Annotated in this window: 22 protein-coding genes; 7 read left to right on the forward strand and 15 right to left on the reverse strand. The window is 63.5% G+C overall.

What is annotated here, in order from left to right; translation table 11 throughout:
• Positions 1 to 6: 6 nt before the first annotated feature.
• Both AWB72_RS13870 and AWB72_RS13875 read left to right on the forward strand, forming a co-directional pair.
• Positions 7 to 1,182, forward strand: coding sequence for a glycosyltransferase family 4 protein (locus AWB72_RS13870; RefSeq protein ID WP_040052605.1), 1,176 nt, complete (start codon positions 7 to 9; stop codon positions 1,180 to 1,182).
• Complete coding sequence (locus AWB72_RS13875) at positions 1,179 to 2,387, forward strand: glycosyltransferase (RefSeq protein ID WP_040052606.1); 1,209 nt, start codon at positions 1,179 to 1,181, stop codon at positions 2,385 to 2,387. The genes AWB72_RS13870 and AWB72_RS13875 overlap by 4 nt, the downstream gene beginning before the upstream one ends.
• Before the next feature lie 68 nt (positions 2,388 to 2,455).
• On the opposite strand, the gene AWB72_RS13880 is transcribed toward AWB72_RS13875, so the two are convergent.
• Both AWB72_RS13880 and AWB72_RS13885 read right to left on the reverse strand, forming a co-directional pair.
• Positions 2,456 to 2,698: a hypothetical protein gene (locus AWB72_RS13880; protein ID WP_040052607.1), complete on the reverse strand. Its 243-nt coding sequence runs from the start codon at positions 2,696 to 2,698 to the stop codon at positions 2,456 to 2,458.
• 197 nt (positions 2,699 to 2,895) lie between these two features.
• A complete protein-coding gene (locus AWB72_RS13885) occupies positions 2,896 to 3,786 on the reverse strand; it encodes a right-handed parallel beta-helix repeat-containing protein (protein ID WP_244285620.1) in 891 nt (296 codons plus the stop codon).
• On the opposite strand from AWB72_RS13885, the gene AWB72_RS29405 reads away from it, so the two are divergent.
• Positions 3,764 to 4,222 carry a hypothetical protein gene (locus AWB72_RS29405; RefSeq protein ID WP_244285621.1) on the forward strand — a complete coding sequence of 153 codons (459 nt, stop codon included), beginning with the start codon at positions 3,764 to 3,766 and terminating at the stop codon, positions 4,220 to 4,222. The two genes, AWB72_RS13885 and AWB72_RS29405, sit on opposite strands and share 23 nt — an antisense overlap.
• 362 nt (positions 4,223 to 4,584) lie before the next feature.
• Here the strand turns inward: AWB72_RS29405 and AWB72_RS13890 are convergent, their stop codons facing one another.
• The gene (locus AWB72_RS13890) at positions 4,585 to 5,718 is read right to left on the reverse strand and encodes a GNAT family N-acetyltransferase (RefSeq protein ID WP_040052608.1); all 1,134 of its coding nucleotides are present in this window, start codon (positions 5,716 to 5,718) and stop codon (positions 4,585 to 4,587) included.
• A 497-nt stretch (positions 5,719 to 6,215) separates the two neighbouring features.
• Between AWB72_RS13890 and AWB72_RS13895 the strand changes: the two genes are divergently transcribed.
• Positions 6,216 to 7,208 carry a GNAT family N-acetyltransferase gene (locus tag AWB72_RS13895; RefSeq protein WP_159459367.1) on the forward strand — a complete coding sequence of 331 codons (993 nt, stop codon included), beginning with the start codon at positions 6,216 to 6,218 and terminating at the stop codon, positions 7,206 to 7,208.
• A gap of 22 nt (positions 7,209 to 7,230) precedes the next feature.
• Here AWB72_RS13895 and AWB72_RS13900 read toward each other — a convergent pair whose 3' ends face one another.
• Positions 7,231 to 7,443: a hypothetical protein gene (locus tag AWB72_RS13900; protein ID WP_040052609.1), complete on the reverse strand. Its 213-nt coding sequence runs from the start codon at positions 7,441 to 7,443 to the stop codon at positions 7,231 to 7,233.
• A 12-nt stretch (positions 7,444 to 7,455) separates the two neighbouring features.
• Positions 7,456 to 8,460: a right-handed parallel beta-helix repeat-containing protein gene (locus AWB72_RS13905; RefSeq protein WP_040052610.1), complete on the reverse strand. Its 1,005-nt coding sequence runs from the start codon at positions 8,458 to 8,460 to the stop codon at positions 7,456 to 7,458.
• A gap of 123 nt (positions 8,461 to 8,583) precedes the next feature.
• Here AWB72_RS13905 and AWB72_RS13910 point away from each other — a divergent pair, with 123 nt between their 5' ends.
• Positions 8,584 to 9,138, forward strand: coding sequence for a serine O-acetyltransferase (locus AWB72_RS13910; RefSeq protein ID WP_040052611.1), 555 nt, complete (start codon positions 8,584 to 8,586; stop codon positions 9,136 to 9,138).
• Between the two features lie 415 nt (positions 9,139 to 9,553).
• Positions 9,554 to 10,684, forward strand: coding sequence for an MraY family glycosyltransferase (locus tag AWB72_RS13915; RefSeq protein ID WP_040052612.1), 1,131 nt, complete (start codon positions 9,554 to 9,556; stop codon positions 10,682 to 10,684).
• Between the two features lie 18 nt (positions 10,685 to 10,702).
• Here AWB72_RS13915 and AWB72_RS13920 read toward each other — a convergent pair whose 3' ends face one another.
• Positions 10,703 to 11,722, reverse strand: a complete 1,020-nt coding sequence (locus AWB72_RS13920) for a polysaccharide deacetylase family protein (RefSeq protein ID WP_052450080.1) — start codon at positions 11,720 to 11,722, stop codon at positions 10,703 to 10,705.
• Between the two features lie 167 nt (positions 11,723 to 11,889).
• On the opposite strand from AWB72_RS13920, the gene bluB reads away from it, so the two are divergent.
• Positions 11,890 to 12,561, forward strand: a complete 672-nt coding sequence (gene bluB / locus AWB72_RS13925; protein ID WP_244285622.1) for a 5,6-dimethylbenzimidazole synthase — start codon at positions 11,890 to 11,892, stop codon at positions 12,559 to 12,561.
• A gap of 3 nt (positions 12,562 to 12,564) precedes the next feature.
• On the opposite strand, the gene AWB72_RS13930 is transcribed toward bluB, so the two are convergent.
• The 9 genes from AWB72_RS13930 to AWB72_RS13970 all read right to left on the reverse strand — a co-directional run bounded on the left by AWB72_RS13930 (position 12,565) and on the right by AWB72_RS13970 (position 23,893).
• Positions 12,565 to 13,779: a YeeE/YedE family protein gene (locus tag AWB72_RS13930; RefSeq protein WP_040052614.1), complete on the reverse strand. Its 1,215-nt coding sequence runs from the start codon at positions 13,777 to 13,779 to the stop codon at positions 12,565 to 12,567.
• Between the two features lie 111 nt (positions 13,780 to 13,890).
• Complete coding sequence (locus tag AWB72_RS13935) at positions 13,891 to 14,991, reverse strand: lipocalin-like domain-containing protein (protein ID WP_040052615.1); 1,101 nt, start codon at positions 14,989 to 14,991, stop codon at positions 13,891 to 13,893.
• Positions 14,991 to 17,552: an FtsX-like permease family protein gene (locus AWB72_RS13940; protein WP_040052616.1), complete on the reverse strand. Its 2,562-nt coding sequence runs from the start codon at positions 17,550 to 17,552 to the stop codon at positions 14,991 to 14,993. Before AWB72_RS13940 ends, AWB72_RS13935 begins: the two co-directional genes overlap by 1 nt.
• Positions 17,549 to 18,244, reverse strand: a complete 696-nt coding sequence (locus AWB72_RS13945; protein ID WP_040052617.1) for an ABC transporter ATP-binding protein — start codon at positions 18,242 to 18,244, stop codon at positions 17,549 to 17,551. Before AWB72_RS13945 ends, AWB72_RS13940 begins: the two co-directional genes overlap by 4 nt.
• A 165-nt stretch (positions 18,245 to 18,409) precedes the next feature.
• Positions 18,410 to 18,943, reverse strand: coding sequence for a formaldehyde-activating enzyme (gene fae / locus AWB72_RS13950; RefSeq protein ID WP_040052618.1), 534 nt, complete (start codon positions 18,941 to 18,943; stop codon positions 18,410 to 18,412).
• A 166-nt stretch (positions 18,944 to 19,109) separates the two neighbouring features.
• Positions 19,110 to 19,775: a 4'-phosphopantetheinyl transferase family protein gene (locus AWB72_RS13955; protein ID WP_040052619.1), complete on the reverse strand. Its 666-nt coding sequence runs from the start codon at positions 19,773 to 19,775 to the stop codon at positions 19,110 to 19,112.
• A gap of 297 nt (positions 19,776 to 20,072) precedes the next feature.
• Positions 20,073 to 21,134 (reverse strand): AI-2E family transporter, encoded by a 1,062-nt coding sequence (locus AWB72_RS13960; protein ID WP_040052620.1) that lies wholly within the window; start codon positions 21,132 to 21,134, stop codon positions 20,073 to 20,075.
• Positions 21,135 to 21,163: 29 nt separating this feature from the next.
• Complete coding sequence (locus tag AWB72_RS13965) at positions 21,164 to 22,705, reverse strand: DHA2 family efflux MFS transporter permease subunit (RefSeq protein WP_040052621.1); 1,542 nt, start codon at positions 22,703 to 22,705, stop codon at positions 21,164 to 21,166.
• Positions 22,706 to 22,717: 12 nt separating this feature from the next.
• The gene (locus tag AWB72_RS13970) at positions 22,718 to 23,893 is read right to left on the reverse strand and encodes an HlyD family secretion protein (RefSeq protein WP_167550959.1); all 1,176 of its coding nucleotides are present in this window, start codon (positions 23,891 to 23,893) and stop codon (positions 22,718 to 22,720) included.
• Positions 23,894 to 23,934: the final 41 nt, after the last annotated feature.

A 23,934-nucleotide genomic window follows, 5' to 3' on the forward strand; every position in this document is an offset into this window, starting at 1 on the left:
CGGGCCATGAACAAAGTCATCCTCTTCGCCAACACGGACTGGTATCTCTACAACTTCCGCCTGTCGCTCGCTTATCGTTTGCGCGACATGGGCCATGAAGTCGTGCTCATCTCCCCGCCCGGCGAATACGGCCCGCGACTGCGCGAACTCGGCTTTCGCTGGCATGCAGTGCCGATGATCCGCCGCAGTCTCAATCCTCTTCGCGAACTGAATCTCGTGCTATGGCTCGCGCGCCTCTTCCGTGAAGAACGGGCCGCGCTGGTGCATGGCTTCACCATCAAGAGCGCGGTTTACGGATCGCTCGGTGCGAAGCTCGCGGGCGTGCCGGCGCGCGTGAACTCGGTCGCGGGCCTCGGCTATGTATTCACCAGCCGCGATCTCAAGGCGCGCATGTTGCGGCCCGTCGTGCGCCGCGTGCTGCGTCTCGCACTCGATGGCGACGGCTGCGCGCTCATCCTTCAGAATCCCGATGACGTGCAGATGTTCAAGACAGCGCGTCTTGTCGATGAAAGCGCCATCCATCTGATCAAGGGCTCGGGCGTGAACTGCTCGCGCTTCAAGGCGCGTCCCGCCGATGCCCCGCTCTCGCGCGAACCGCTGCGTGCGCTGCTTGCTGCGCGCATGCTGTGGGACAAGGGCATTGCCGAATTCATCGATGCAGCCCGCGCGCTCAAACGCGAGGGCCGCTCCATTCGCTTCATTCTCGCGGGGATGCCGGATGCGGGCAATCCCGCGTCGATCGAACGCGCGACCATAGAAGGCTGGGTGGCGGAAGGACTCGTCGAATGGCGCGGCCACGTCAGCGACATGCCCGCATTGCTCGCTGAAACCGACGTGATGGTGTTGCCGAGCTATCGCGAAGGCCTGCCGAAATCGCTGATCGAAGCGGCCGCGTGCGCACTGCCGCTCATCACCACCGATGCGCCCGGCTGCCGCGAGGTCGTCAGCGTGAACGGTGAGGACGGCCTGATCGTGCCCGTGCGCGATGCCGTCGCGCTCGCGAATGCACTGCGTCTTCTCGACGACGACCGCGCGCTCGCGCGCAAGCTCGGCCTCGCCGCCCGCGACAAGGCGTTGCGCGAGTTCGACGAAGCCATCGTCATCGACAGGACGCTCGGCGTCTATCAGACGCTTGCGCCCGCGCATCAGGCGGCGCCGTCGTCGGTCGGTATCGCGCGGTGAAGATCGTTCACGTCATCACCGCGCTTCCGGCCGATGGCGCCGAGATGCTGCTTTACCGGCTGATACGCGCATCGCGCGGCAGCGGCGTGAGGCATGCGGTGATATCGCTGTCGTCGGAAGACACGCTCGCTGCGCGCATCCGCGAAGCCGGGGCCGAGGTGCGCATGCTCGGCATGCGCCGCGGCATGCCCGGCCCCGCGAAGTTCATGACGCTCGTGCGCTGGCTCGACGAACTCGATCCGGATGTCGTGCAAAGCTGGCTCTATCACGGCGATCTCATCGGCGGCCTCGCGCTTCACGCGATGAACGCGACGCGACGCCTGCGCGGTTCGCGTGCGCCGCGTCCCGCGCTCGTCTGGGGCATCCATCATACGGACCTGCGTTCAACGGGCAGCAGCCGAATGACGCGCTGGGTCACGAAGGCGTGCGCGATGCTGTCCGCGCGCGTGCCGGATGCCATCGTGTGCTGCGGCGAAGCGGCCATGCAATCGCACGTTCAGGGCGGCTATTGCGCCGGGAAGATGACGGTCATTCCCAATGGCTTCGAGCTGGATGTCTGCAAGCCGATGCCGCTCGCGCGCGAGCACTTGCGTCGCGATCTCGGTTTCGATGCGGATGCGCCGGTGGTCGGCATCGTCGGGCGATATCACGCGGTAAAGGACTACCCGAACTTCATTGACGCGATGCGCCGCGTGCTCGACGTGTTGCCGCAATGCCGCTTCGTGATGGCGGGCCGCGGGCTCGATCACGACAACGGCGAACTCGTCGCGCGCTTGCATCACGCGGGCATTACGCACGCCGCGCGGCTGCTCGGTGCATTGGAGCATCCCGAGACCATGCTCGCCGGGCTCGACGTGTTCTGCCTGTCCTCGCGCAGCGAAGGCTTGCCGACTGTCGTGGGCGAAGCAATGGCGTGCCGCGTTCCATGCGTCGCCACTGATGTCGGCGACACGGCGTGGCTCATCGGCGAGACAGGAACAGTCGTGCCGCCCGGGAACGCGGAAGCACTGGCGCACGCACTGATCCATATGTTAAGGATACCTTCAGAAGAACGGCGCGCGCTCGGCCTTGCCGCGCGCGAACGCATCGAGCGTATCTTTTCGATCGAAACGAGTTGGCGACGCTATGAAGAAACGTACGTGAGCACGATGAACACGCAACGCAAATCGACGCACGATTGCGTCGGGTTCAAACAGACAGACTGAGGATTGCGATTCGTGTGTGGAGCGCAGTACGCAATGCTATTGGGACTGCATAATTTGCACAGGCAGAGTCATTTGTGATGACCCGAGCGCGATGAATGGCCCGCTTCTTTCGGCTTCAGTTCGTCCGACTTGTGCATGCGGCCGCGCACGCCGCTAAAGACGCCAGGCGAACGCTCGCCGTTGCCTTCGTCGCTGTCCGTGCCGCGCCGATGCCGCCGCCGCGAAGGCAGCAGCACGTCGGCCACCGCCAGCAAGGCGAGCGCAACGACAGCGAAAAACGCTATCGTGCCGACAGTAATGGCGAAGTCCATTCCCTCTCCAGACGAATCGACGCTGGGGTAATCCCGCAGCCGGGGTTACTTAGAGCAGCATCCATGCCATTAGTTTTCGGCATTTTCAGCCGAAAGTTAAGGGGCAGTACAGGTGATTGGCAGAAAAAGACAGTTGCATGCACAAAAGGGCTGCCTTCGCGGGCAGCCCTTTTGCCGTCAGCCGGAAACCGCCTGGCTTAACGCGTGTAAGTCATGTTCGTCACTTCGACCGCCGGACCGGCGTTGTCCCAATCCGTCTTGCTGAAGCCGAGCGCCGAGTGCATGTACACGGGGTTGTCGCTGCTGATATGGCCCGTCACCGAATAGCCGTTCAACTGCAGACCGCCGACCGCGTACGCCACGTGATACGAAGCGTTATCGCGGTGGTTGGTGATGTCGACCGTCACGGCCTTGGCGACCGGGCCGGGCAACGCGCCGAGATACACGAGAATGCCGTAGCGGCAGTTGTTCGTGGTCGGGCTGATCACCTTGATGTTCGACAGCACCGCGTTGTTGTCGTTCGGCTCGATATCGAGACCGGCCGAAGGCATCGTGCCCTGCGTGTTCGACCACGTCGGCGTGTCGAACGTGATGTTGCTGCCGCTCGTGATCGTCGCGCCCTGGCGACGGCAACCGTCCGCCACGTGCTTCGTGATGGTGATGGCGTTGCTCGGCGTCGTGAGCGAGTGATACGAGCTTCCGATGTAGATGCCGTCGCCCCAGCAGTTGATCGTCGTCGGCGAGGTGATCGTGGAGTTCGTCGCGCCGGCAATCGAAATGCCCATGCCCTGGCCGCCATCGTTCGGATCGTTCGTCGCGGAGTTGAGCTCCTTGCTGCCGTCCAGGTACGCGTTCTCGATCTGAACGTTGTTCACGTCCCACAGACGCAGAATCTGATAGCTCGCCGTGTTGTGCGCGAGCAGCTTGATCGACGCGCCGCTCGCGAAACGCAGGTGCGAGTTCGTGCGCAGATCGAGGCCTGCTGAGTCGATGCGGACCTTGCCCGAAATCAGCAGGATTTTGCCGACGGAACCGTCGATGGCCTTCTGAAGCGCCGCGCGGTCGTTGGTGACGCCGTCGGCCTTCACGCCGAACGTGCTGGCGTCGACCGTGCCGGCCGACGAGGTTGCCGCTGCTTGGGTGGACGATGCGACCGGCGTGCTCGACGCAGAGGTGCTCGACGCGGCCGAGGTGGTTGCGGCCCCGCCGCGGCGCCAGCGCTTGTCGGTGGCGGCGAGGTCGTCGGCGCTGCCGCCGCCGCACGCGGCCAATGCCACGGTGCCGGTGCCGGCTGCGAGAGCCGTCAGGAATTTGCGGCGGGTGAAAATCGGGTTTTGGTTTAGTTCAGAAGAAAGCAGATTGTTTTTGATAAAAGGCATTGTGCTTGACGTTATTGATAGGCGACTGGGAAAAAGAAATGTCCGTCGGGACCGCAAAATCGGACGAAGGCAAAGCCGTTCAACCGGGGCAATAAAACGCCCGAAGCATTTTGGTCACGAGATGCCGGTCAAACTTACTTCATAACGCAGACTAACGCTTGCGGGTAATGGCATGTAATACCGATACCGGGTTCGAATGATACACACCGTGGTATGACAATTAAGATTGTTTCGTAACGCGATGTAACTAATTAGCGGGGACAGGTGTGAATAGCGAGAACGTACGTTCTCCGTATCCCAAGCGGAGCGCGGGATTCGGGAAAACGCTTGCTTATTGATCGGACGATTTAAAAAAAATCGTCGAGAGGGGAAATAAGGGTTGTCGTTGCTACCGAACGACAGGTTTCACGTATGAAGAAAACCGCATTTATTGCTTGAATTATTCTTCCGATTATTGATATGGCGCGCCGATTATATTTTTATTGGCGCGCTTTCGCTTTCATTTGTCTACGACGTCATTTCCGCATTACCGCGCCGCATTCCCGCGCGAATTGCCGCGAGTTTGCTGATACCGTCGTTCATGACGAAAGCCACGCGCCCCCACGACGACTTCGCGATCTGCACGCTTGTCGCCGTGGACACATTGCCCTTGCTCCAGTACGGCTTGAACGTCTCCGCGCCGGCGCCCAGATCGAAGTCGAACCGGTTTTCGATCGCCCAGCGCACCCAAGCCTCGATGCTGATCGCGCCGGGCGCGAACTTGCCGAACGCCCGGTCGAAGCCGGTCATCACACCGAGCATGATTCCCTGGCCGAGTCCGACCATGTTCGCGGCGATTGGCACGCCGTCCAGCACAAGGACCATGATCCGCGAATAGGGTTTTCCCTCGCTATCGGCGGGATGATTCGCCAGCGCGACGAGATAATCGCGAAACGCCTGCGAATAGAGCCACGCGCCCTTCTTGTCCACGCGCTCGGCCCAGCCACGCTTGCATTCGAGCATCCAGTCGACCATGCGTGCGTTTTCGTCCGCGTCGTCGGGACCGAGCACGCGCATCTCGACCTTCCCCTGCCGCTCGAGCCGCCTGAGCAGCGCGCCCGGCTTCTTGCCCGACAGCGTCCCGAGCGGAGCCGCGAAGCTCTCCCAATCCTTCTCTTGCGACAGGCGCGCGATGGCATAGGGATGCGCCTTCGCCGTCATCAATCCTTCATGCGCCATTGCGAGCCGATAGAGCGCACTGTCGTGATCGAGATACGGCAACAGGAAGATGTCGGCCGGGCAGCGTTCGAGCGCCGCGCGCCAGATCGATTCGATCAGTTCAACTGAATCATGTTCGGGGTCGACGAGCACGGTCGTGTAGTCCGCCGATTCGGGGCTCAATGGACGCATCACGGTCCAGAGCCGATTACGCGAACGAACGAGCGGCCACACCGCGATGAGCCGCTCGCCGCGATGAACCGCGATGATGCGAAGCGACCGGCCCATCGGCTTCGCCACGCATTCCCAACTGAGCCGGCACGTCACGAATGACTCGTGATGCCGCCCCCGCGCGCGCCGCCACAAGGCTTGCCATTCGTCTCCGAGCGCATGGAATTCATCTGTCGTTTCGATGATGTCGATACGTGTGGCTGGTGCGATCATGAGAATCTCTGCGACGGCACATGGTTTGCGATGGCTTGCGCATCGAGCAGTTCACGCAAGCTACATCGTTCGTGAATAGACATCATTTGGCTGTCCTTCGCTTGGCGCATCTTGCATCGCGAAGCAACTGGCGCAACGTGCGATGCCGTACAGTGGTGCACTCGATTGCTCATTTACGCTCCGGTAAACCCTTGTAATAAGTCGCCCGACGTATTCTCTTGACATCGTCGAAATCATGCATCACCTCTTCTGACTCACGCCGCCGACTCCGCGTCTGTCATTCCGTCGCGCCAGCCATTGGACGCTGTCGGCCGCGTGCTAACGCCCGTGCTGAAGTTTTGCAGCGCACATTAAACGCATAGCGAACTGCATCATGAACCAAGTTGCGAGGCACAATGAATAACGAATGTTTTTCAGCAGGCTCTTCAACTGTCGCGATCAAACCCAAGCCCGCGAAAGGCAAACAGAATAAAGCCAAGGAAAATGTCAAGATCGCCGTGACAAGCGACGTGAAGCCGCAAGGATTGACTGCACGATCGATCTTTCATGAACCGTGGTGGCTCGAGGCGGCAACCGACGGTAAATGGGATGTCGTCGAAGTCAGACAGGGCGATGAAGTCATCGGTGAAATGCCTTATATGCTGGAGCGTAAAGGCATATGGCGAATATCCGAATTGCCGTCGATCACGCGCACGCTCGGTCCTGTCATCAAACCGCAACGCGCGGGCAGCAGCGAGCGCGAATGGTGTTATCGCATGGAGATTGCGAGTCAGCTCGTGGCGAAACTCCCGTCGTGCGCGCACTTTCATCAATTGATGGACACGCGCATGTCGGAAGCCGAGGCCATTGCGTTCTCGCTGCATGGCTATGATGTTTCCATCGGCTATACGATGGAGATTCCCCCGGACCGCACCGAAAGCGAAGCGTGGTCGGCCTTGCGTCGTAACACGCGCAACTGGGTGCGCCGCGCGACCGAGCGTCTCGCGATACGGGAGATACCGAACGCCGATGCCTTCGTCGACTTCTACGACAGCAATCTCGCCGTTCGCAAACGCAATAACGTGTATGGCTCGACCATCATGCGACGCGTGCTCGGCGAAGTGCGCAAGCGCAACGCAGGCGTGATGCTCGGCGCGTTCGACGAAGACGGCGCGCTCGTTGCCGAGACCGCGCTCGTGTGGGACGACCGTGCGGTGTATTACCTGTTGTCCTCGCGCCGCCCGGATGCGCACGGCGGCGCCATCAGCCTGTTGATCTGGGAAGCCGCGCGGATCTCACGCGAACGCAAGCTGATCTTCGATCTCGACGGCATTTCGACCGCGGCCATTCTCGAATTCCTGTCGGGCTTCGGCGGGCGGCTCGTGACGCGCTATGAGATCGAACGCATGCGCGCGGATTACGGCGCGCTGCGCAGAGTGCTTCGCGGCGAGAGCATGGCGAGAAAGACGGGCGCGAAACGTCTGCGCAAAATGCCCTCGGAAAAGACCTGAACTCGACTTCGTCATCGATGGTTCATGCTTTTACCGTCGATGACGAACTGCATCGCACAAACTTGCTGCCGATGAAATACGCGTATTCGCCTTCGTGATAGCGCATGAGATAGAGCCACCAGCGCAAATACCATCGCGCCCGCGCCGGCGAACGCGAGCCGTCTGCGATCGCCGCATAGCCGCATAGCCGAATGACGATGAGCAACAGCGCGGGTATCGCGCTGTCCCACAGCATGCGAACGCTCGTCTAGCGGATCAAGCGCAGCCCCGTCACCACGACAGCGGGACCGCGCTTGTCATAGTCCACGCTTTCCACCGAAGCGAGCCGCGAATCGACCCATACGGGCGAACGGCTTTCCACGCGGCCTTTGACAATAAAACCCTTTGTATCGAGACCTGAAACGCTGAAGGCATTATCGGTCGAACCTTCATCGCGATGACCGCTAATCGTTATATCGACACGCTTGGCAAGCGGCCCCGGCATTTCAGCGAGAAAAACGAGAATGCCGATTTTGCAGCGGCGCGTAACGGGATCGACGATGCGGACATTTTCCAGCACGTCGCGATTCGAATTCGGCTCGATATCCAGCCCCGCCGACGGGGCGGTGCCTCCGATGTTTTCCCACACGCCGCGTTCGATCACGATATTTCTGCCGCTGATAATGGACACGCCCTGCCGCCGGCAATTGCTCGCATGGTGATCGACGATGCGAATATCTTCGGGGGCCACGTACTGCGCGCGATAACTGTTGGCGATATACACGCCATCGCCCCAGCAGTTGATGGTCGTGGCGGATTTGATGGTCACGTTCGTGCTGCCCGCGATCGAAATGCCCATGCCGTAGCCCTCGTCGCGGCGCTTCGGCTGCGCGGCATTCAGATCCTTGCTGCCGTCGAACGTGCCGCCTTCGAGCACCACGTTGGTCACGTCCCAGATGCGGATGATCTGGTAGAACGGCGTGTCGTGTGCAAGCAGCTTGATGGACGCGCCGGAGTCGAAACGCACGCGCGTTCCGCTTCGCAGATCCAGCCCTTTCGCATCGATGCGGCAACGCCCGCTGATGACGAGCGTCTTGCCGACGGATTCATCTATCGCAGTCTGAAGCCTTACGCGGTCGTTGCTCGTGCCGTCGCCCTTCACGCCGAACGTGCTGGCGTTCACGGTCTCCGCGGCGTGAAGCGGCTTCGAAGCGAGGGTTTCCACCAGCGCGCCGAGCGCAATGAGCTTGAGCGCAATCCTTCTTTTTCGCATGACGCGGCGGGCTCCTTGATGCGTCGTTTGGATACATCGAATGAAATGTGAGTTCTCAAACTTATACGCGATCCGTGTCCCGTTACGCTACCGCGCAACGCACCTTTTTTCGTTAGGTTACCGATGAAACCGCTTGATCTGATCAGGAGCGATCTCTACCGCTATGCAGGCTCCTCCGATACGGGAACGCTCGTTCGCAAGTTCATTTCATCGGAAGGATTCAACTATTCGGTGTGGTTCCGTCTTGCGTCGGCCAGGCCGCACGGATTTCTTGGCGGACTCCTCAAGATCATTCTGCGCCGCAAGCAGCGCCAGTTCGGCATCATCATTCCGGCGGGCACCCAAGTGGGACCGGGGCTCTTTATTGGGCATTTCGGCAATATCGTGATCAACGAGACCGCTGTCATAGGGGCGAACTGCAATCTCTCGCAAGGCGTGACCATCGGTTCCAACGACGGTAAAGCGGCGACCATTGGGGATAACGTTTATATCGGGCCGAATGTATGCATCGTCGAACACGTGATAATCGGCGATTCAGTGACGATCGGCGCGGGCAGTGTCGTGACGTCGAATGTGCCGGCCAACGTGACGGTGGCGGGCGTGCCCGCGCGCGTCGTGAGCGATGACCTCGCGCGCAATCGCGAAGGCCGATACGTGCTGCGCCGATGGAATGCGTGACCATTATGTGATTACCGCGTTAAAGGGGTCGTCATCATGCCGACACACGCGGTGTATGCCATCGCTCGAAAGCACAAAAGAAGGCTTGTGAGAGCAGCCAATTCTTAGCGGCTACGCGGCCTAGCCAACACTTCATCAACAAAAAAACGTGCCATCCAAAAGGCATGTCGCGCGATGATATTCGGACTCCCAACGTGATTGGGATAAGCGGGATATCCCTGATTAATCATAAAAAAAGACTCAGGAATAAATAGGGTTATCGCGCGTTTTACGGGCTACGTATCCGTGTTTCGCTTCGACGCAGTGGCTTGATCGAAAGACTCGAGGGCCGAGTCATCGGCCCGCATGTACGGCATTGGCTAATTAATTCTGATTCCGATCGACCGTCCGCGCTGTTGACCATGAGCACACGACAATGCTGAATCTCGCCCTCGGCTGCCTGACATCGTTTTGTCTGACACTTTGGATCGTGAAGCACACGAGCCGTGCCGGTTCGCGGTGGCTCGACACGGATCTCACCGGAGTCCAAAAGATGCACGCGGTGCCCGTCCCGCGCGTCGGCGGCGTTGCGATCATGGGCGGAACGGGTATCACTTTCGTCGTGGGCGGCGTCTTCGACGGCAATCCGCTCGGCGATGCCTTGCTGCTCTTCGGCTGCGCCGCGATTCCGTTCGTCGCGGGATGCGTGGAAGACGTGACCAAGCGCGTGAGCCCGCGCATTCGGCTTCTCGCCGCGATGGCCGGCGCGATCTGCGCGGTCTATGGGCTGAACGCGGTGCTCGGCCGCGTCGACCTGCCTATCGTCGATCGCGGTCTCGCGCTCTTGCCGGTGGCTATCGGCCTCACGGTGCTCACGGTGTCGGGCCTGACCAACGCCATCAATCTGATCGACGGCATGAACGGCCTCGCATCGGTATCGGCCATATTGATCTTCGGTTCGATCGGCTATGTCGCGCATCAAGTCGGCGACTGGCTCATCATGAGCGTGGCGCTGACGATGATCGGCACCATTCTCGGCTTTGCGGTGTGGAACTATCCGGGCGCGGCGATCTTTCTCGGCGACGGCGGCGCGTATTTCATCGGCTTTCTCATGGCCGAGCTGCTCGTGCTGCTCATTGCGCGGCATCCGAACGTCTCCGCGTGGTATGCGGCTGTCGTCGCGATTTACCCGCTATTCGAAACGATCTTCTCGATATACCGGCGCAAGTTCGTGCGCGGGCGGCCCGTCAGCGAGCCGGACGGCGTCCATCTGCATACGCTGATCTATCGCCGCATTGCGCTGCGCGGCGCCGACTATCGCGATTTGCGTCAGCGCAGCCGCCGCAACGCGCGAACGTCGCCTTATCTGTGGGCGTTGTGCGCCGTGGGCGTCGTGCCGGCTTCGTTCTTCTGGAATCAGCCGGTCGTGCTGTTCGCAACGGACATCGTGTTCGTCGGCGCTTACGTGTGGTTCTACGCATGCATCGTCCGATTCAAGACGCCGCGCTTCCTGCTCGGCCATTCGTCGATCACGCCGCCGGCCACGTCGCAGGAAACGCGTCGCTAAAGCCGAAGAAGCGGCGCTTCAGAGCGTCGCTTCGATCGCGCTTGGCGCACGATCATTCGCGTGATGACGTACGCCGATCGCGCACAGCTCTTCCATGTTCAACGAGACGAAGCCGTATCGCTCGCGAAGAAAGACGTAATGCGCCGCGATGCGCTCGACGAACGCGATATTCTGCGCGGTATCGCGCCCGAAATTATGCGGATGCCACCACAGGTGATAAAGCCGCTTGTGAATGGCGGCATGCGTCATGGCGTCCTTGATTCGCTTGAGGCGCAAATCGTCGAGCATCGCAGCGCGGCGCCTGAACGGCCTTAAAAAACTGCTCGCCGGAAAATTGAACGGCATCGCGCGATAGCAGTCTTCGAGCGCATGCGTGTTGTGGCCCGATACGCTCACGTAAGCATCGAGCAGGCGGCTCGCGCGCTTGAAGCGGCTCTGGCCCGCTTTGTCGGATGCCGCATAAGCCTGTCCGTGCTGCGTGCCGCGATAACAAAGAATGCCGAAGCGGCTGAGCACGGCGAGATAAGCGTCGTTGCATTGGTTGCGCGGAAACACGATGCTTTTGATCTCGATGCCCGCGCGCCGGGCCACTTCCACGGCGCATTCCAGGTCTGCTTCGAACTCGCGCACGCCCTGCCCCTCTTCGAGACAGTAATAGTGCGAATACGTGTGCGTGCCGACGGCCTGCCCCGGCGCTTCCTGAATCAGCGCGATTAACTCCGGCGCGAAGTGATAAAGCGGATCGAGGCTTTGCGCGGCATCGATATAGTCATACGGCGATATGCCCGGCCGCTTATAGTGCGGACGCACGCGCGGCAGGCTGGCTTTCAGTTCGGCGATATCGTGATGAAACATGAAGCCCACGGTCGCCCAGGTCGCGTGAATGCCGCTTTTGCGAAAGACGTCCAGCATCTGCGGAATGGCGCGCCGCCCGCCGCGCAGATTCTCGCCATAGCTTTCGATGGTCCGCGTCTCCCGCACGCCCCAGAGCAGTTCGAAGTCCAGCGAGACGGTGAATACGCCGTGGTCGAATGTCATGTGTCGGCCTGATCGATGGAAATGCGGACGGTGCCTGTTCCGAACGGCATCGGTCATGTTCGCTCATTTTCGTGCACGCGATGGTGGGCTACCGCACCGTATGCCGCGTATCGGCATGAGCGCGCTGTGCACGGCCGCGCGATGCGGATACAGTGGCGCTACCGCGCATGTCACGCCTATCGACGATGAACGAAACCTTCAACAGCTTCACCGATTCCGAACGCAACGCCGTCTATCGCGCCATCGCGCAACGCCGCGACATGCGGCACTTCGCAAGCGATCCCGTCGCGCCGGACGTCATGCAGCGGCTCATCGACGCCGCGCTGCACGCGCCGAGCGTCGGCTTCATGCAGCCGTGGCGCATCGTGCGGATCACATGCAAGGACGTTCGTGCGCAACTTCATGCGGCGGTGGAACGCGAACGGATGCTCACCGCAGATGCGCTCGGCGAGCGCCGCGACGCGTTCATGAAGCTGAAGGTGGAAGGCATGCGCGAATGCGCGGAAGTGCTCGTGATGGCGCTGATGGATGGCCGCGAACATCACGTCTTCGGGCGCCGCACGTTGCCGGAGATGGACCTCGCGTCCGTCGCCTGCGCCATTCAGAACATGTGGCTCGCGGCGCGCGCGGAAGGCATCGGCATGGGATGGGTGTCGCTCTTCGATCCGCGCGAGATCGCCGAGCTGCTTGCCATGCCGCCGGGCGCGCGGCCGGTCGCGATTCTGTGCATCGGGCACGTCGAACGTTTCTATGACGCGCCGATGCTCGAAACGGAAGGCTGGGCGAAGCGCCGGCCGCCGGAGGAATGCGTCTTTGAAAACCGGTGGCCGACGAAGTGAGCGTCAGCAGGCCGTGGGCTTGAGGCGCTCCACTTCGAGACCGAACAGCGGACGCAGCCGCGTGCCCAACACGTTGCCGAAGAACGCGGCGACGAGCCACAGCCAGCCGTGCAGACTGCCCGACACGATGCCGCTGAAATACGCGCCGATGTTGCATCCGTACGCGAGCCGCGCGCCATAGCCGAGCAGCAGACCGCCGACGATCGCCGCGACGAGCGAGCGCATCGGCACGCGCCATACCGGCGCATAGCGGCCCGCGAGCGCGGCGGCGAGCATCGCGCCGAGCACGATGCCGATGTCCATCACGGAAGTGACGTCGTGCGAGATCGGCGCGGCGAGCGTGGCCGCGTTCGGCTTGCTCATCCAGTACGGCCAGCTTGCCACATCGACGCCCATCGCCGATGCCGCCTTCGCGCCCCACAACGCAAACGCGGAAGTCACGCCCCACGGCCGCCCGGACAACGCGAGCGTCGCGAAGTTGAGCACGGCGAGCGCGAGCGCGCCGGCCAGCAGCGGCCACGGCCCATGCAGCCACGGCGACGTATGCGCGGGCTGCACATGCGCCGCGACGAGCTTGCCGTGCCGGCGCTTTTCGACGACCACGGTCAACGCCGCGATCAGCGCGAAGACAATCCAGTTGAGCGCGAGCGCGGGCGCGAGTCCCATCGACTTGACGAGCGAGACGGGTTTCAGCGAAGGCAACGCGGTCCAGAACGGCATGTGCGCGGTCGCGATCACCGAGCCGAGAATGAACGCGGCGAGCGTCACGATCATGCGCGTGCTGCCGCCGCCGACCGTGTACAGCGTGCCGGACGCGCATCCGCCGCCGAGTTGCATGCCGATGCCGAACATGAACGCGCCGACGATTACGGACGTCCCCGCCGGCGACACGAGCCCGGTCACCGGCGTGCCGAACAGCGAGCCTGCCGCGAGCGCGGGGAAGAACAGCGCGACGCCCACCGCGAGCATCAGCATTTGCGCGCGCAGGCCCGCGCCGCGGCCATCGGCGATGAACACGCGCCACGCGGACGTGAAGCCGAACGCCGCGTGATAGAGCGCGACGCCGAGCAGCGCGCCGACGACATAGAGCGCCGCCTGACGCACGCTCGCGGTTTGCGCGAGATACAGCGCGCCCGCGACGATCAGGAGCGCGGCAACACCGAGCGGCTTCGGGTTGATGTCGCTGCGGCGAGGAAGAGAGGTCGTGAAATCGGACATGGCGTTTCTGCTTTAGGGGGTTGGGTTAACCCCGATATTGTCCGATTTTTGAGAGAGGATTGCTTGCGGACGCGCGGGGCACCGGTTTTGGCAGCATTGACCGTTCCGCGCTTACCGCTTGCCCGCTCCGATCGCCTTCGCGTAGCCCGTCAACTCCAGATATCCCCGGCCTTTCTGGCCGGCGCTTTGCGCATCGCCCGTCACCGTGACCGCGCCTTCCCAATACAGCGCGCCGGTCGATTCGCGCGAGTCCAGTTCCTGATCGTCGATGAGCGGCGCCAGTCGCCAGCGCATGCCGCCGACGCGTACCGTCATCGCGACCGGATACGCCGTGTTCGTGCGCGGCGAGCGCCACTCGCGCTCCGGCGTGAATTCGACATCGCCCGGGCCGAATTGCGTCGTGCGGCCGTCGCGCGAACGCAGCGCGGCGTGCGCCCAGACCGCGCGGCCATCGCGGGAGCGGACCTTGAACGCCATCAGCGCGGAGCCGTCGTCCAGATTCGCGCCGAGCCAGTCCCAGCCCGCCGCATCCGCCGAGAGCAACGTGCTCGACCACTCGTGATCGAGCCACGCGCTGCCGGCCACATCGACCGTTTCGCCTTTGCCCGACGCCGACGGCCGCGTCACCTTCCCGCTCACCTGCAATTGCGGCTCGCTGTAGTAATAGCTCGCCTGCTGCGGCTGCGGACCCTTGCGCGAATAGCCGCGCTCGCCCTGGATCATCGGCGGCTGCGTCGGCGCGAAGACGAGATGGAGCGCGAAACCGGCGGCATCGGCATCGACGGCGTAGCGGCCATCGGCTTCGCGGACCATGCGCCAGGCATCGAGCTTCACGTCGGTATTGCCGCTGTTCGCGTAGGCCAGCCCGAAGCCCTGCCGCGCGATGTTCTGATCGTGCACGAGCCGGCCATACGCGGGATCCGACAATGCCGCGTGCGCGACGATCAGTTGCGACGGATCGAACGCGCCCGCGCCGTCGCCCTTGCCGGTATTCGAGCGAAAGAACGTGATCTGGAAACCGAGCGGCTTCTTGTCCGGCGTCTCCAGCCAGCCGGTCGCGTACCACCATTCCGTGCGATACGCCGGATGCGCGCCGCTGTCCTGCGGCCAGTCGATCGCGCGTCCCGGCACGACCGCCGCGAACTGCGGCTCGGCGGCGAATGCCGTCGGCATCGAAAGAAGCGACATCAGCATGATGAGCAACGCGCGCATCACCAGTCCTCCCGCACGGCGCGCACCGCATCGACGGAGACGGCGCGCCGCCCCGCCAGCACCGCCGTCGTACACGACGACACGAGCATCACGCAGCCGATGACGAGCAGCAGGGTCCACGGAATGTGCAGCGACATCGTCCAGTGGAACGATTGCGGATTCACGATGAAAACGAGGATCAGGCTGATCGCGAAGCCGAGCACGCAACCCATCGCGATGCCGAGCATCGTCAGGAGTCCGCCTTCGGATGCGAGCAGCGCGAGAATCTGCTTCTTCGTGACGCCGACATGCCGCAGCATGCCGAACTCCCGCGAGCGCGCGAGCGTCTGCACCGAGAACGTCGCGGCCACGCCGAAGAGACCGATGACGATCGCCACCGCTTCCAGCAGATAAGTGACCGCGAAGCTGCGATCGAAGATGGTCAGCGTGCGCGCGCGGATATCGCCCGGCTGCGAGAACTCGAGCGCATCGCCGAAAGGCAGCTTCTTCAACGCCGCGATGACTTGTCCCGCCGATACGCCCGCGCGCAACGTGATGGCGGCATCGGTCGCGCCCATGTCGCCCGTCAGCCGCCGATAGTCGGAAAGCCGAATCTGCAGCGCGCCCGTCTGCCGCACGTAATCGCGCCAGATGCCCGCGACGACGAAGTGCTCGCCCGCGCCGCCGATCGGCAGCGTGAGCCGTTGCCCCGTGCGATAGCCGTAGAGATCGGCCATCGCCTCGGACGCCCACACGGGCGTTTCGTCCGCGCTCCACGCTTCGGGCGGCAGCGTCGCGCCGGTCATCTGGAGCATCGCGCCCGGGTCCGCGCCGTCGATCTCGCGGGCGATCAGCGCGACGGGCGGCTTCGATGCATCGAGCGTCACCTGCGATGCGCGCGAGAACGCCGCGTGCGCGACGCCCTTCGTCGCCACGATCCGCGCCTGCTGGTCCGGCGTGAGGCCGCCCGTGTCGCCGCTCGCGGCCACGCGCGCGTAGACATCGGCGGAAAGGAGATGCTCGAGCCAGTTCTCGACCGACAGGCGAAAGCTCGCCACCATGATCGCCATCGCGACGATCAGCGTGAAGCTCGACAGCACGCCGCCCATTGCAATGGACGCCTGCCCCGGCGCGTTCGCGAGCCGCGCGAGCGCGAGCGTGGCGACGGCGCTTCGGCCGCGCTCGCGGCGCAGCCACGCGTAGCTCGCGCTCGCCGCGCCGAACATGATGGCCGTGAGACGCGGCATCAGCGCGATCCCGCCGATCAGCAACAGCGCGACGGACGCGTAACCGGCGAAGGGCGCATCGTCGATGGGCGGCGACTGCGTGAGCGCCGCGCCGACGGCGAGACAAAGAAGCGCGGGCCACGGCGTCGACAGCGGCGAGAGCGCGGCTTCCTCGCTGCCCGCCTTCAACGCGGGCGCGGGCCGCGCGCGCGCCGCTTCGAACGCGGGGACGAGCGTGCCCGCGAGCGCCACGCCGATGCCGAGCGCGAGGAAGACCGCCGTCGATATCGGCTCGAATCGCACGCGCGGCTGGACGCCGGGGAAGTATCCGCCGCCGAGATCGCTGCCGAAAAAGCGCAACGCGATGGCCGCGACCGCGAAGCCCAGCGCGATGCCGAGCACCGCGCCCGCCACGCCGAGCAGCGCGCCTTCGAACAGGATCTGGCGCACGAGATGCCCGCGCGTCATGCCGAGCACGCGCAGCATCGCGAATTGCGCGCGGCGGCGCACGACGCCCGCAGCCTGCGTCGAAAAGACGAGAAACGCGCCCGTGAACAGCGCGACGAGCGCCAGCACGTTCATGTTGATGCGATACGCGCGCGAGAGCCGGTCCGTGCGGCTTTCGATGTCGCGCGTCTCGGCCACGACGATGCGCGCGCCGAGTTCGTCCTGCAGCGCGAGCCGGAACGCTTCGCGATCGACGCCGCGTGCGAGTTGCAAGTCGATGCGCGTCAGTCTGCCCTGCATGCCGAAGCGCGACTGCACTGCCGCAATGTCCATCACGCCGATGCGCTGCCCCGGCAACGCCCGCACGACGCCGCCCGCCACGCGCAGCGGCACCGGCGACGTGCCGTTCTGCAATTCGACCTTCAGCCCGACGCCCGTATGCAGCCATTGCTGCGCGGCGGGCGAGAGAAAGATCGCATCGTCGGACAACACGTCGAGCGGCGCTTGCGGCGACGGCACGCCGGTCAGATCGGGCGCAATGCGCTTCGCGCGAAACACGTCGATGCCGAGCACCTTGAGCGGCGCGGTCTGCTTCGGCACGGCGACGTCCACTTCGAGCACGGGACTCGCCACCGCGACGCCCGCGCGCATCGCGAGCATCGGATAAAGACGCTCGTCGATGAACGGCTGCACGCCGCGCACCTGAAGATCGGCCTGGCCGGAGAGACTGCGCGCGGCGGCGGAGAATTCGTTGAACGCGGCGCTGTTGATGAGCTGCACCGCATAGCCCAAGCCCACGCCGAGCGCGATCGTCACGATGGCGACGAGCGCGCGTCCGCGATGACTGCGCCATTGCGCGCCGAGCAGCCAGCGCGACAGCATCCGGTGAGCGGCGACGCGCGCCGTCATCGTGCGCGCGCTTCGTTGAACGCGGCAAGCGATGCCGCTTCGTGCAGCGTGCCGTCCGCGAGAACCAGCACGCGGTCCGCGAACGCGGCTGCCGCTTCCGAATGCGTGACCATGATCGCGGCCGCGCCGGTCGCCTTCGTTTCGGCGCGCAGGAGCCCCAGGATTTCGTGCGCGGTTTGGGGATCGAGATTGCCGGTGGGTTCGTCGGCGAGGATGAGGCGCGGCCGATGCACCAGCGCCCGCGCGATCGCCACGCGCTGCAGTTCGCCGCCCGAAAGCTGACGCGGCAGATCGTCCTGACGATTGAAGAGGCCCACTGCGGCGAGCATGCCGTGCGCGGGCGTGATCGGCAGGCCATTAAGCAGAAGCGGCACGGCGACGTTCTGCACGAGCGTCAGATGCGGCAATACGTGAAACGCCTGGAACACGAAGCCGAGCTTCTCCCGACGCGTCCTGGTGGCGGCTTCGTCGCTCAACCTGGAGATGGACACGCCGTCGATCAGGATTTCGCCGCCGTCGGGGGCGTCGAGGCCGGCGATGAGATTGAGGAGCGTGGACTTGCCGACGCCCGAATCGCCCATGATCGCAATGAACTCGCTCGATCCGAGCGTGAAGTCCAGGCCCGCGAGGATGGTTCTGCCAGGACCAAAGCTCTTATGAAGGCGGCGGCATTCCAGGGCGGGGCGGGTCATAGGCAGGCGCGTTCCGGTGTCCTCAGGGTGATGCCTATTATGCCTAGGTGTTTTGTCTATTGTTTCGTCTGTTGTTTCCTCGGACGTAGCGAGTCTCGTCCCTTCGCGGGAAGCGAACGGTCGTGTGCTTCGTAATGTTTTATTCAGGATTCCGTTCTTTGCTCATCAACTCCAATCGTCCATATCGTGCTTGATGCTATGGCGATTCGCGATCAACGTCTCCACGCTCGGCTCGTTGTTCATCGCGCGCTGGATGGCGAGCTTCGTGGCTTCGTAGTTCGTGCGATACATGTCCTTCTTGTCGAGATTCGCATCCGTTACGCAGCGCGGGTCGATCCAAACGAGGCTGATGATGCACAGTTCGTTCGCCTGATCCTTCGGCAGAATGCCTTCGATAAGACAATCGACGATCGCATCCGCAGTCGCGGACTGCACCACTCCGCCGAAGAGGTCGATGGTCGCCATGTCCTTCAGCGTGACCTTCGGGACGATCATCGTCGCGGGCCGGACCATCTGATTGCACGCGCGGATGGCGAACATCGCGGTATGGCCTTTCGACTGCGCCATCATGTTCGCGAACGCATGGCCGACGGGCCCGTCGACGCGGCCGATCAGGATTTCAGGCATGGCGTCGGTGGCCTGGCCGGGCGCGGCGAAGACGGTGGCTTCGCCGGCGCGGAAGGTGAGGTCTTGGGACATGGGTGTGGCTCCTCGGGTTCGGTCAGATCAAACCGGGAAGCCAAGGCAAGGACGATGCCATGCGCAAACGAGCGCGCAACGAACGTGAAAGGCGCGATGCTGAGCCGCGCGCGTGACACTTTGTTCTGCACAGTGCGTCGTCAGCGAGAGATCGATAACGCAGTGTTCAGCGCGGGCCGGTGCCTTCCGCCGACCGGTCCCAACCGAACGCCTGCACGCCCGTCACCGGCTGATCCACGGCGACGACGCCGCAAATCTCTCCGGGCATCGGCAGCACGAGTCCATGCCACGACGACGAATCCGCGCCCGGCTCGCCGCGCTCGGCGCGCGCTCTCGCGCGGCGCGCCGCCTCCGCAACCGCAGCAGGCGCGCCCTGCACGCCCGGCGCCTCGATGCTGAGCCCGATCCCCACGTTCGCCGCCGCCACCGCGACCACGATCCAGATGCCCGAGTACGACACATCGACGCCCAGACTGCGTTCGCCGCTCGCGTCGCGGACGACGAGGCGTTCGTCCGGCGCATCTTCCACGCGCACTTCCTGCGGACGGCAGGCGAACATCTGCGATACGACGAGCCGCAACGTCGCGCGCGCGACGCCGAAGCGCCGGCCGATCGATGAATTCGGATAAAGCCGCGCCCGTCTGCGCTCGGCAATGCTGAGCCAGCTGCCGATATTCGATGCCGATGCAAAGCGGAATTCGCTCGTGACGAGCCACAGACAGACTTCGCCCTTTTCGGGCACGCGATCGACGGTGCGCGACTTGGCGAGATCGTGGAAATGCCAAGGCAGGTTGTCCGCCAGTTCGAGCGGAAGGCCGGTGGAGTCGTCCATCACGTAGTCGTTCCCAGCGAAACGGCGGCTTCACACGGCATGGCGGCGCTCCTTGCGATTATTTTGACGTTGTGCGTCCCGAGCGGGCAAAGGACGATTTTCCGGAGCCGATCCTTAACAAATGCTTAGGCGCATCGGAAACATCCGAAATCGTTTGCGGAGAAGCCCTTACGGGTCATTCCGGAGTTGATCGCATCTCACACACACCCTCAAAAATCCTCGATTCCTTCGCCGTGAAGCGCCGCCGCAGAATGCCGCATCCACCAACGGAGCCGACCTTCGACGACAGAACGTCATTCAATCCCGATAAAGCGCACTCGCCATATAACGGCGCTGCAGGTCGCCCAGAACGGCTGCCAGGATCGCGCTGACGGGCAGTGCGAGCAGCACGCCGAAAAAGCCGAACAACTGGCCGAATGCGAGCAGCGCGAAGATCACCGCGAGCGGGTGCAGCCCGATGCGGTTCCCCACGAGTTTCGGCACGAGAAAACAGCTCTCCAGGATCTGCCCGGCTCCGTACACGGCGGCGACCGCAGCGAGTCCGTACCATCCGCCAAACTGAAGCACGCCGGCGATAAGGGCGAGCACCAGCCCCAATGCGAAGCCCACGTATGGAATGAAGACCGCGAAGCCGGTGAAGAGTCCGATCGGCAACGCGATCTCGACACCGGTCATGCTCAACGCTATCGAGTAGAAGACGGCCAGCAGCGCCATCACCACCAACTGGCCGCGCAAGTATTGCGAGAGCATACGATCCATCTCGGTCACCAGACGCCGGACGTTGGCAACCCACCGTCGCGGCACGAGGCTTTCCATGCGCGCGAATATCTGATGCCTGTCGTAGAGCTGATAGAAGAGCACGAGCGGCACCAGCACGAGGTTGCTCACTACGGGCAGCACGATGTCGGTGCCCGTGCGCACGTAGCGCCATGCAGCGACCACGACGGTCTGACCGTCTCCGATCGTGTCGCCCGCCAGTAGATGGCGGACTTCCGCGAGGTCGAGCGAGTAGCTGATCCCCAGCAGTGCCAGACGTGGCTGCAGGCACGCGTTCAGGTTCGCGACGAACACGGGAATGTTCCTCGCGAGTTGTGGTCCCTCCTTGTGCACGACCGCGAACACGAGCAGCGGCAGCAACGTCAGGACCAACGCGAAAGCGAACATCATCAGCAACACCGCAACTGCACGTGGCACGCGCTGGCGCACCATCCATTCGACGCCCGGTTGCAACACGTACGCGATGAGCGCACCGAGCAGGAATGGCGTCAGGACCGGGCGCAAGATCCATAGAAGAACACCGAGCGCAGCCGCGATGGCGCCCCAGGCAAGCGTCTGACGCTGATAGGAAGTGAGAGTCATGGTGAAACGTCGGCCATCGGTAGTCGCGATCAATGCGCCTGCGAGGTATCCGCAATACGCGTCGGTCTGGGCGCTAGCCAGATCGCGAGCGCCCCGATCACGAAGCAACACGCGATGTCGAAGAACAACTGGTTCGTGGCGAGCATTACCGCTTGGGACTCGACCATGTTGCTGATCTGCGCCTGCGCCTGATGCACGCTCCACCCCGAATGCGTCAGGGTGGCCGCATAGTGACCGGCCTGATCCACGAGGCCCGACAACTCCGCGCGGTTGTATTTGGTTTTGTCCTCCCACAGCGTATTGACGAGCGACGTGGCGATCGCCCCGCCGAAGGTCCGGCAGAAGTTCATGAGCCCCGCCGCCGACGCAGTCTCCGGCTCGTCGACGCTGCTCAAGCCGAGGCTCGTGACCGGCACGAAGAACATCGGCAGGCCGATGCCCAGCAACAGCAGCGGCAACGCCACCTGCCAGAAGTCCATCGCCGAATTGTTGTGCGTGCGGTAGAGCGTGACCGAGCCGAGCCACATCACACCGCAGAACACGAGCCAACGCGGGTCGGCCTTGGTCGAAAGCCGCGCGGCGATCGGCGCCACGATGACCGCGAAGATGCCGGTCGTGGCCGTCGCGTACCCGGCCCACGTCGCCGTGTAGCCCATATTGCTTTGCAACCACAACGGCGTGAGCACCGTGGCGCCGAAGTACGCGCCGAATGCCAGCGACACGGTGAGCACGCTCGCGGCGAAACCGCGATGGCGGAACACGCGCAGATCGACGACGGGGTTGCGCTCAGTCAGTTCCCAGATGAGAAAGGCAATGAAGCCGAGCACCGCAATCACCGCGAGCACGCGAATCTCCATCGAGCTGAACCAGTCCTTGTCCTTGCCTTCGTCGAGCATGATCTGCAGCGCCGAGACCCAGATGACGAGCAGCGCGAGACCGATCGCATCGATGCGCGTGCGTATCGTCACGGTCTCGTAACGCTTGACGAGCAGCCACCCGAAGTAACCGCAGATCAACGCAACCGGGACGTTGATGAAGAAGATGTACGACCAGTGGTAATCGTCGCAGATGATGCCGCCCAGCACGGGACCCATCACGGGCGCGATGAGCGTCGTCATGCTCCACAGCCCCAGCGCGACGGCGGCCTTCTCTTTCGGGAAAATACGCAGCAGCAACGTTTGCGACAGCGGCATGAGCGGGCCGCCCGCGAGCCCCTGAAACACGCGAAACAGCACGAGCGTACCGAGCGATGTGGCCATGCCGCACAGCGCCGAACAGACCCCGAACATGACAAGCGCCGTGATGAACACGCGCACCGTTCCGAAGCGGCTCGCGAGCCAGCCTGTCAGCGGCACGGTGATCGCTTCGGCTACCGCGTACGACGTGATCACGTAGGTCCCCTGGCTCGTCGAAGAGCCGAGAGCACCGGAAATGGTCGCCACCGAAACGTTGGCGATGGTGGTGTCCAGCACCGCGACGAAGTTGGCCGCGGCGATCATCAACGCCGCGACGATCAGCATGGGCCCGCTCAGCGGCGGCAACGAGATGTCGTTGACCTGACTGGTAGACATGGCGTCGTATCCTCAGTGTGCGGGGGCGTCGTTGCCGCCCTGCGTGTCGACAGTCGCTTCCATCGACAGATTGATGCCGAGCGGATGCGCACGAAGTTCGGCCGGATCGAGCCTGACGCGCACCGGAAGGCGCTGAACGACCTTGATCCAGTTGCCGGTTGCGTTCTGCGCGGGAATCATCGCGAACGCGGAGCCGGAACCGCCCGCGAGACCCGAGACCGTTCCGTGATAGACGACCTTGCTGCCGTACAGGTCCGACTTCAGTTCGACCGGCTGACCGATACGAACCTTGCCGAGTTGCGTCTCCTTGAAGTTGGCATCCACATACACCGATTCCAGCGGCACGACCGACATCAACGACGCGCCGGTCTGCACGCGCTGACCGATCTGCACCTGGCGGCTCGCGACGACGCCGTCGACCGGCGCGCGCAGCACCGTGCGCTCCAGATCGACGCGTGCCTGATCGCGCTTCGCGCGGGCGAGCAGCACTTCCGGATTGGTCTCGACGGTCGTGTCCGCGATCAGCACCTTGTTCGCCGCAAGCGATCCGATTGCCGCGTCGCGGCTCGCCTTCGCCTGGGCCGCCGCGGCGCGGGCCGCGTCGAGCGCCGCCTTGGCCGTGGAGAAAGCGGCTCGCGCGTTGCTCAGTTCTTCGCCGGATACGCTGCCGGTATGGCTCAGCACTTCGCGACGTTGCAGATCGATCGCCGCGCGGTCGAAGTCGGCCTGCGCCGAGGCGATCTGCGCGGCCATGCGCGTTTCCTCGGCTGCGCGCGCATTGACCTGCGCGGCGAGTTCGGTGCCGGTCGCAACATAGCCGCGCACCTTGCGCTCGGCGCGGCCCAGATCCGCTTCGGCCTGCGCCAGCGCGATCTTCGCGTCGGTGTCGTCGATCACGGCGAGTACGTCGCCTCGATGAACCCGCTGCGTGTTCACGACCGGCACGCTCTTCACGATTCCGCTCACGGCCGGCGTGATCGATGCCACTTCCGCCGCGGTGTAGGCGTTGTCCGTCGAGACATAACGCGATGCAACGAAGTGCCAGTAGCCCGCAAAGCCGAGGCCGCTCACAGCAATCGCGCCGGCGAAGAGCGCGAAGAGCTTCTTGCGCCTGGAAGGAGGCGCGTCGGCCTGAGCATGAGCGCCGGTATCAGCGGGCGCTGCGGCTGCGGAAGGCGAGTCGGGCATCAGAGACTCTTTGTTCTTCAGGAGCTGGGTTTCAGACATGA

This window comes from Caballeronia concitans (genome assembly GCF_001544615.1).
GTDB classification, from domain to species: domain Bacteria; phylum Pseudomonadota; class Gammaproteobacteria; order Burkholderiales; family Burkholderiaceae; genus Caballeronia; species Caballeronia concitans.